We start from the raw sequence: 10,179 nt of genomic DNA, 5'->3' as shown, positions 1-10,179 counted from the left end.
TGAATCATCAGGCACACGGCCGTGAAAACTTAAAAGCAGTGCATCATGCCAGGGCAGAGCAAGCTTTGAAAAAGCATACTGCACCGAGCTGATACCGGGAATAACATTGATTACATCCTCTGAAAATTCACGCCGAAGCGCGTCAAGCAGGGAATAATAACCTGGATCTCCCGAGACCATTGCAACAACATCTGAAGTCTCAATATGCTTACGAATAAAATCCATAACAGCGGGAATATCCCCTCGTATGGGCATTGTCATTTGTCCGTCACGCGCAAAATCAGCAAGCGCACGGCTGCCTCCCACAAGCACTTTGGCATTTTGAATCGCCTCGGCCGCGGCAGGCAGTACATATTTTGGATTGCCCGGTCCGATACCGGCTACTATGATTCTATATCCCAATGAAAGTCCCTTCCCATCTCTATGGCGTTTGCATCCATTCCGAGAATGGTGCCCTGCATAGTCGCAAGTACAGTGCCCACCTTGAGTTTGTTGAAAATAAATCTCTCGGCTCTGACACTTGCTCTTTCTGCAAGTTTATTACATACATATACGAGTTTATGTTCTTCAAGGACAGACAAAGCATCCTCTGTTGTTGTTGAATTCAGAATCTTTATTACGCCCTCCTGCGGCATTCCTTCCGCCGCAGCATAGGCTGCGATAGCCTCAAGACGTCCGTCTCCGATTCGGTTATGTGTATAAAACACACCTGCGGCTACCTTTGCAAGCTTTCCTATATGACCGAACAGCAGCACACGCTTTACTCCGCGTTCAGCCGCGGCCTCAAGCATAAAGCCAATGAAGTTGCTCGTTTGTATAATTGCTTCCTTTGGTATTCCGTGCTTAACAGCAAGGGTTTCACCGATTTTTCCGGGAACAAAAACCTGCGTATCAAGGCCCGCCGCAAGGGCTACGTCAATCTGCGGTACCAGAGAGTTCTTAAAGCCTTCTTCGGACATAGGCCGCAGCACTCCTGTCGTTCCTACTACAGAAATTCCTCCGATAACGCCCAGCACAGGATTTAATGTCTGCTTGCAGAGCTCCGTCCCCGCAGGAATCGAAACAGTAACCTCAAGGTCTGCATCCGCTCCCAAAATTTCTTCCACAACATTTCGGGTAAGCTTTCTTGGCCCCGGGTTGATTGAAGGCTCTCCAACCGGCACGGAAAGGCCCGGCTTCGTTACTGTGCCTATGCCTTCTCCTGCGCAGAACACCAGCCCGCTGCCTTTAGGCAGGTGGCGGATGGTCGTAAATACGGAAACACCGTTGGTGATATCAGGATCATCTCCGGCGTCCTTTACGATTTCAGCCATAATTCCATTCTCTGTTTCTTTGACATCCTTTACGGGAATCGTCAATATAGTATCATCCAGCGCCTTCAGCGCCAGAGAGTCGCATTCCTCTCCCTGTTCATACAGAAGAGCGGCTTTGACTCCGGCTGCCATACATGCGCCTGTCGTATACCCTCCGCGCAGTTCCTTTGCCAATAAAAAACCCCCTGTCCGTCAACGGGCAGGGGGAGACCATTTAGATAACCATAGTAATCATTCGCACCCCGCCTATCAACCGTAGGCCGCCTGCATTTGCAGTACGGTGTTGCAATCAGGCAGGTCTCCTGGCTAAACTCATCGCATTTTCAGCCTTCCCGGCTACACCAGTGACATCTTAGAAAATGCTCATTCATACAGTGGCGGGACCGCGCCGGAATCAGACCGGACTTCCCTATTAAGCTTCAGCACCTGACTGCTTTATTCTGTTAAGTCGCAAAATCATGTATTATTATAACGCCATAGCCCAAGTTTTGCTAGCAAAACATTCTGAAAAAAGCTACCTTGAATTCACGTAAACAGGCATATCTGTCGCAACCTTAACAACATCTCCATCAGACAAGCGGAAAATATAACATTCCTTTACATGCTTCCCTGTGGAGCGTTCAATTGCCTCACTGTAAAGTGCCAACTGTACCGCATAGCGCTCACAAATTTTTTTCGGAGTCGTATTACGGTCAGTTTTATAATCTACCAGAACAATTTCACCGTCATCTTCTTCAAAGAAAAGGTCCATAACACCCTGAAGGAAAACTCTGTCCTCCGCGCCGCCCTTCTTTTCATATCCGAAAAGCGAAGCATCAACAAGCATACTGAAGGGCTGTTCCCGATATACCATTTTGGCGTTGCGTACACGCTGCCCTATGGAAGAGTTGAAGAATGCCTCTATTGAAGAAATGTTGACTGCCGCACGTTCCTCTTCTGTTAATACACCTGAAGCCGCCAACGCGTCGACAGCCTTTTCAATTTCATCTTTTCCTGAAGCAGACAAATCAGTGAGCCGCTCAAGTACACGGTGCATAAGAGTACCATAGGAAGCTCCCTTGGACGTATCAGCAGTATCCGACGGGGATTTCATAAACTCCGGAACAGGAAAATCCGGTTCTTCCGCTTGTTCTTGAAATGCAATGGGAAGCTCGGGTATTTTTTCCTCTATTTCATTCAGGCGCAATGCCTGCACACGATCCTTGACTTCCGTGACTGTAAATTTCGAAGGCGTGTCTGTTGCAAAAGGATATACCCAGTCCAAAACAGCTTTTTTCTCTTTTCCTTCTTCAGTTTCAGGCAAAGGCAGTCTATCGCGGATTTTCTTGACCAGTTCTCTCTCTGCTTCATCCGGTTCTTCTTCCTCTTCGGCTGACGCGGGAAATATTTCTACTTTCATCTTAAATTCTCCGAGTGCACCGGCATCATACGGGAATCCGCGAGCCACTGCAACACAGTCAGATATATCGCAAAGAGGTTTTCCGCACTCCTTGTCACGCATTACGGCAGGAGCTATCCAGTCAAGCCATGAATTGGCTTCAAGCACGCTATATCCGGGGAATGCCGTTTTCTGATACTGCAGCGCTCTTATCCATTTGAGAACCTTCTTGGACAGCTTTGCTACGCTGCCTGTCAGAATAAGCTTTTCCCTTGCGCGCGTGAGAGCAACATACAATATTCTCATTTCCTCCGCTTTGCATTCACGTATAAGCCTTGCAGCTACCGCGTGTCTGGCAACAGTGGGGAATCTCCATTTAACATGACCTTCCGTCTGCGTACATGACGGCCCCAGCCCCAGTTTTCTGTGCATCAGAAGCGATTTATTTGTATCCGTCAGATTAAATCCTTTTCCTATATCCGCTATGACGGCAACAGGAAACTCAAGCCCCTTGCTCATATGGACGCTCATGATTCTGACCACGTCCTCATTTTCACCAAGAGTACGTGCGGAAGAAAGGTCTGTTTTACGTTTCTGCATCTGACGAATGAACTGCAAAAAGCGGAAAAGACCTCTGAAGCTTGTTTTTTCATAATCTGCAGCACGGTCGCTGAGCATACGGAGATTTGCCTGACGCAGCATTCCTCCCGGCTGAGCCCCTACGTAATCATAATAGCCTGTCTCCAGATAGAGAATATGAAGAAGCTCCGGAACGCCAACGCGTCTCGAAATACGCCGCCAAACTGCCAGCTTTTCGCGGAATCTGACAGCTTTGGGATTTTTTGATGCGCAAAACGCACTGTAAAGTCCGCCTTCCGGTGTTTCAGCACGCATTTCAGCCAGTTCTTCGGCGGTCATTTCTCCAATAGGAGAATGAAGCACGGCCGCCAAAGGTATATCCTGCTGTGCATTGTCAATTACCGAAAGAAGCGAGAGCATGAGCCGCACTTCGATTTCCTCGAAATAGCCCGCGTCCGCGGCAGCATAGGCAGGCACCCCGTAATTTCTCAGCACCTCTACAATCGTCTGTGCCTTTCCATGAACAGAACGCATAAGCACAGCCATATCTCTCCAGCATATGGAACGGTACTGCTTTTTATCCTTATCAAATACCTGGGTATCATTCTCTTTAAGCTCAATAAGGCGCTTCGCAATTATATGCGCTTCAAGCTCAAGACCGCCAAGCTCCTCGCCTTCCTCATCATCCCTGTCCTCCATATCAACAAGGAGCATTTCGGCAGGCGCGCCGTCAAAGCTGTTTGCGGGCGGATTGCCATAATCCGCCTTTGCGTAAAGAGCCGCATCCGCGTCATAATCAAGCTCCATTTCAGGTTTTATCATGAACTGGGAAAAGAGGTAATTGATTGCCCCCAGCACCTCAGGCCTGCTGCGGTAATTTTCCTTCAAAAACAGAGCCTGTCCGTCTTTAGTCTTGTTAATATACGAAATCTGCTTATCAAGGAAAAGCATTGGATCTGCCAGTCTGAACCTGTAAATACTCTGCTTTACATCACCAACGACGAAAGAATTTTTTCCATTCTGTATGCATTGCAGAATAGCCTCCTGTACCCCGTTAGTGTCCTGATATTCATCCACCATGACCTCTTTGTATTTTTGCTGCAGGTCTTTGGCAGTTTCCGTTACATTTCCGGTAAACCATCCCGTTTCCGGGTCTTTTTCCATCAGAAGCTGCAGCGCGTAATGCTCAAGATCATTGAAATCAAGCATTCCTTTTTTCTTTTTTGCTTTCCTGAACTCTTTCGAGAATGCTTTTGTAAGACCGCACAAAACGTCTGCCAGCGGCTTTACTGCCCGAAGGTCATCAAGCATCTCCTGTTCTGAAGCGAAGAAATACTTTTCTGCTGTTTTTTTGTAGGCTTTTTTATATTCTTCCCTGCCGTTTTTGATTTCATCCTGCGCCGCCTTATCGCCATTTCGGAGCGGCTTAAACCTCATGAAAGATTCTCTCATGCCTCTGCCTACAGCATCCCAGTCACCCTGCTTTAACAGGGTGATAAGTTTTTCAGCGCGTTCTTTGTCATTTTTTAATGCTTCCTCATAAGCATCGCACCCGGTTTCAAGCGAACGGCTGGTAAGATATTCCGCTTTATCCACGGTGCTTTCAAGAACTCTTGCAACATCAGAGGATGCTTCCTCAAACCATGCGGTATCCTTTAACAATGCGCCCTGCTTTATGTCGAAGCTCTGACTGAGATTATCCAACCATACCTCGGGCTGCGGCTGGCTCCGTGAAAAGTTATACATGCTTAAAATCATTTCATGGAGGTCGCTGTCATCGCGGTCCGAACCATATTGACGCACAAATGAAAGAAACTCTTTGTCGCCTTCCGCATATTTTTCCTCGAATAGGTCCTCTATTACTGACTGTTTTATAAGACCGATTTCCTGCTCCCCGCCGAGACGGAATTTAGGGTCCAGATCAAGCTCGGTAAAATTCTGCCGTATCAGAGACTGGCAGAAGGAATGAAGCGTAGAAATCGACGCATTTGGAAGACGGATAAGCTGCTGACGAAGCTTTTTATCCGACCGCGATGCCTCCATCAGCTTTTTCTCCACGCGCTCCCGCATTTCGGAAGCCGCCGCATTGGTAAATGTAACGACCAGCAGTTCATCAATGTTGCAGCGCCCCTCGCGTATACTGCTTACAATACGTTCTACGAGAGTAAATGTCTTGCCCGACCCGGCAGCTGCCGAAACGAGCATATCAGTTCCGGTCAGATGTATCGCTTTTTCCTGGTCGGGTGATGGAGTATCTTTTTTAACTGAACTCATTTCCCGCTGCCTCCTTTCTCAATTTTCTTCTTCATGGCCGACAAAATCTCACCATCATCCATGTTGTCCGGTACATATTCCATGCTTCCGATTTTTACGTCAAAACCGCATACTGAGCGATACTGACAATATTTGCAGGCATTTCTTTTTTTGTTTTTGAACGGACGGACCCGAATATCACCCTGAAGTATATTTTCAGCAGTCTCGGTAAGATGCGCTTCCGTATAATCCAAAATGGTCTTTAACTGTTCCTGCGTCTTTGTGTTTTTAGTCGCAGGCAATTCATTTCCTTTTTTCAGTTTTACGCACAAATACGTGTTCGTACTGTCAATCGTCTGTATAAGCTGAGAACTTTCAATAAACCAGCCCTTAAAACGAAGCTCATCCGCAACCTTTTTCAACGCTTCGTTCACATCAGCCCGTTCCCCGAGAGGTACAGTCGGATTGGCAAGGTAGCAGTAGAATATTCCCGCAGGCATTCGTTTTTCATCATGTGCGGCCAAAATACGCTCCGCTGCCACCACATAAGTCAAAAGCTGCAGATTCAGCCCTTCATAAACATCCATCATGGAAAGCTCAGGGCTTCCGGTTTTATAATCTATAACAAGGAAATAGGGAATTACTTCTCCCGTATCCGAATTCTGCATTTCTCCTACATCAATACGGTCAATTTTGCCCGTAAGGTCCAGCTCCGCACCATTTGAAAGCTTATAACTCATAACAGCGCCTTCCTGCGAATTTTTGCCAAAAGCCTTTTCAAACATTACAGGCTTAAACTTCGAGGCCGCTGAAAAACCTACAGCCCTGGAAATGGATTCCTGTACTGTATCCTCTATACGTGTCATAAGATTTTTATACTGCTCTGTGGAATAAAGGATTTCGTTCTGAACCTTAGGCGCCTCTTCCTCAATCAGCTTATGGCATATCTTCTGCTGTTCCTCCGGCGTCACAGAGCTCCAATCTCTTTTATCCCTGCGCATGATTTCAGCAAAGCGGTACATGATTTTGTGGAGAAGATTTCCGTAATCCAGCGCCCTGAATGTGAATTCACTGCGCTCCTCAAGGTGAAGTCCGTACTGTGCGAAATAACGGAATGGACACTGCGCAAATGTCTCAAACTGTGAAACACTGCCCTCCATTCGCTTCTTTGAGGTATACAGTCTTGAAGCAAGCGTCGGAGGGATTGATTCATCCTTCGCGCGTGAAAGTGCGCCTTTGCACAGCATTGAGAGTCTTTCCGGCTCATGCTCCAACGCCCAGTTATAAACCGAAGTCCAGTCCTGCTGCTCATTATCCCCTGAAATACAGGAACGAAGCGCTGACGCAAGCTGTCCGACCGCACGTTTCGGCTGGGTAAACTGAAATTCTTCTCTCTGTGCAGCACCCTCCAATGGAATCATATCTATCGGATTATTCAATATTGAATGCAGACGGCGCACCACCGCAGAACGGGTCAGTCCGTCGCCCTCACTGTCAGACAGTGCCCATGATACCCATAAATACGTACTTGCCTCGGAAAACCCCTGATACATCAGATAGTTTTCGTTGGCGCTTTCCTGTATACGGCCCGGAGCAAGCTCTATTTTCCCCTTTGCCGCCTCCTGAATACGCAGTCTGTCCGATTCGGTCAAAAGCCCTTTCTCTGCACTGCGCTTCGGCATTACACCGTCATTTGCGCCAAGAATATATATTGCCTTAATATTGTCCAGACTGTTCTGATCAAAAGACGCTACCGTGACCGCATCGTTTCCCGGCGGAACAAGAGCTATTTCAAGGGTATCAAGCCCGTCGCAAAGCAAATCGGAAAAATCCTCCGTTTTCATGGACTCCTCTCCCGTTATATTTACCAGCTCATCAAAAAGCTCCATAACGGAAGACCATATACGTCTGTGCTCTGCGGCTTCATCAAGCTCCCCGGCCCTTTCAGCTTCCGCAGCCATATCAGCAAGAAGCTTTCCTGCTTCCAGCCCTTCAAGAAGGGTATATACTGCTGTAACAAGTCCTTTGACATTTTCTGCCGCAGCAAGATTTTCGGAGAACTCATGAAGCGTGTTATATACGGTCTCACGTTCGCGATTGAGTCGCTCAAGAATCTCTCCCTTTTGCTCCTCCGTCTCTCCCGGCTTCATCTGACGATACGCCCATGTATTTCCCCATGCTTTTTCGCCCCGTACTCCGGAGGCCAGAACATAATTTTCCAGCTCGTCCGCTTCCTCCTCGGACAGCTTCATCATTCCCGTCTTCACGCACCTGAATACAGACTCGTATCGCCAGCCCTGTGTAACTGACTCGAGAGCAGAACGAATAATCTCCGCCAGAGGATGATGAACCGCTGCCCGCTTCCAATCCGTGTAAAAAGGCACATGATAGTCGGAAAGCATTTCCTCCACAATGTCACGATAATTTTCTTCATCTCTCAAAAGAATACCGAAATCATTCCAGCGCCATCCGCGCTCACGGCACACCCTGACTATATCTGCTGCCGCCGCCTCAGCCTCAAGACGGCGTGTAGCGGCTTCTGTCAGCTTTACTCCCGCTCCGTCCTCAGCAGCATACTCTCCGTAATCAAAAAGACGCTGCTCCACAATTTTCAGCCCTTCCGTTTCAAAACGATGGCTGTCTCCAAGTATACGGACTTTTACGGGACTTTTGAGATTAGCCGCAATCTCCTTGATGCTCTGCATTGTCTGGGATGCCTTGAAAAAAAGATAAGATGGCGGCATTTCTGTCCTGAACGGAATATCCCTGTCCATGGGAAGAGTAATGTGAACTGCCTCTGCTGTACGGAAAATAGCATCCAGCACGCTCAGCTCATGGGGATTAAAAAACAAAAAGCCGTCTATCCATACCTCTGCGCCGTCAAACAGCGCAGACGAAGGAACAGCCTTGGCAAGTTCAAGCATCCTGTCATCAGAATCCTGATATTTCCCCTCTGTCTCCTTACGGTAATCCATGTATAAAAGAGCAAGCTCGCCAAGCTTTTTTGAAAACAGCTTATCTCTGCTCAGCTCTTCGCTGACATCAAGCAGAACCTCTGGCTCGACACCATGATTCTTGAACTCTTCAATAAGAGTTTCCAAAGGCTCCGTAAAGCGCCGCTGTCCTGCCGCGCGTTTAAGTACCTCAAGCTCCTTTTCCCTGCGTAAAAGAATCTTTTTCAAGAGCAATCTTTTTCCGAGCTTACTGATTCCGGGCAGTGACGCACTGCGGCTGTCACGCAGCACCCTCCATGCAAGACGGCGGAAGCCTGTAACAATCGTGCGCATATCGCTTTTAGACGGAAGATGCTCCAAAAGCTCACGTTCCGCCGCGTACGTGCAGTGCTCAGGAACAAGCAGAATCAACGGCCTGCCAAGCGGCTCCGCCTTAACTATGCGGCTTATTTCCTCATAGCATGTATATGTCTTTCCGCTTCCGGCACGGCCAAGAATGAAATCTATAGAAGCTGTCATCAGTACGCCTCCCCAATAGTTCTTTTAAGACACCAATCCGGACGATTTCATTTAATCAATGTTTCCTTAACATTATACAATACAGCAGGTAAAAAAATTATCACATACCGAAGCGTATAAAATTTTTATCATAAAATTTTGAACAAATAGTGTATAACTCGGCTGAAGATGTCCCCAGCTTCTATAGTTTTTTGAGGAAAATAACAGATGGTGAACATATATCCCTGCCTCGTTGCGACGCGAAGCTAGTGCCCTCGGGTAAAATGCCGCAAAGGAAAGTTTGCCTATGGCAAACTCTGATTAAAGGCATTATAATCTATATTAAGTTCGTCAGAAGGGAGAATATAATCTATGAAATGTAAGTATTGCAATGCAGATGTCAGTGTCGCAGAAAAAATCTGCCCGAGCTGCAATCACCCGGTAAACGAAGAGAACCCGGAAACAATCGCAAAGAAGAAAAAGAGCCGCTGGCTTGCTATTGGTATAGCGGCCATCGCAATCATATTTATCGTTACCACAATAGGAATGATTATGAACAGCAATGCTGCTACCACAAGCGCGGTAAACTCAGCTGTAAATCAGTCGTCCTCTGCCCCTTCGGGCAAGACACTGGGCATAACATACACTCTTCTTCATGACCGTTTCAACGACAATGTCAATGTCAAAAAACAGGATATCCTTATGAAGAATGTTACGAACGGAGATTTCAGCTACAACCTTGATAAATCCATTATGATGACAGGAAGCGTTGACCCGGGCTCAAAGGAAGTATCAAAGATTCAGGTCATTGCAAAACCGACGAACCGTGATGAATCCATCAAAATGCTCACGGCTATCGGTGTAATCGTTGAATCACTCTATCCTTCCGACGCCAACCACATGAGAGATATGGTTCTCGGAGAGATGGGCTTCAAGCAGGGCGGAGATATCCGCAACGCAAATAATTCCTCTGTCCACGACAACAACAAATTCCACTTCGCAGCAGTTCCCGAAGTCGGATATGTCTTTACCGTAACTCACAAGGACGCTGCTGAATAAGCAAAAAAATTGCGCAGACACCATTTCGGTGCCTGCGCTTTTTTGTTACCCTTTTCAGTTGCCCCAAACCTGTGCCATAAATTCGCTGTAGACAGCATCAAGATGCTGTACAAGAACGCTCAGCATGAGCTGAATCATCTTGCTG

5 protein-coding genes and 1 riboswitch are annotated in these 10,179 nt (G+C 47.3%); of the genes, 1 reads left to right on the top strand and 4 read right to left on the bottom strand.

Annotated features, from left to right (window positions below):
- The 4 genes from cbiE to ACY69O_RS04800 all read right to left on the bottom strand — a co-directional run.
- Positions 1-402, bottom strand: a 402-nt coding sequence (gene cbiE, locus ACY69O_RS04815) for a precorrin-6y C5,15-methyltransferase (decarboxylating) subunit CbiE (RefSeq protein WP_462332333.1), incomplete at its 3' end; no start/stop codon positions are given.
- Positions 384-1,487, bottom strand: a complete 1,104-nt coding sequence (gene cbiD / locus ACY69O_RS04810; RefSeq protein ID WP_462332332.1) for a cobalt-precorrin-5B (C(1))-methyltransferase CbiD — start codon at positions 1,485-1,487, stop codon at positions 384-386. The genes cbiE and cbiD, both read right to left, overlap by 19 nt.
- Positions 1,488-1,588: 101 nt before the next feature.
- Positions 1,589-1,758, bottom strand: a riboswitch (cobalamin riboswitch).
- A gap of 69 nt (positions 1,759-1,827) precedes the next feature.
- Positions 1,828-5,544, bottom strand: coding sequence for a helicase-exonuclease AddAB subunit AddA (addA, locus tag ACY69O_RS04805; RefSeq protein WP_462332331.1), 3,717 nt, complete (start codon positions 5,542-5,544; stop codon positions 1,828-1,830).
- On the bottom strand, positions 5,541-8,996 hold the full coding sequence (locus ACY69O_RS04800) for a PD-(D/E)XK nuclease family protein (protein WP_462332330.1): 3,456 nt from the start codon (positions 8,994-8,996) through the stop codon (positions 5,541-5,543). Before ACY69O_RS04800 ends, addA begins: the two co-directional genes overlap by 4 nt.
- 351 nt (positions 8,997-9,347) lie before the next feature.
- Here ACY69O_RS04800 and ACY69O_RS04795 point away from each other — a divergent pair, with 351 nt between their 5' ends.
- Entirely contained in the window at positions 9,348-10,034 is a 687-nt protein-coding gene (locus ACY69O_RS04795) for a hypothetical protein (protein ID WP_462332329.1), read from the top strand.
- Positions 10,035-10,179: the final 145 nt, after the last annotated feature.

This window comes from Schwartzia sp. (in: firmicutes), from assembly GCF_978017985.1.
The sequence above is the reverse complement of the archived record's forward strand: the minus strand, read 5'-3'. Positions and strand labels throughout refer to the sequence as shown.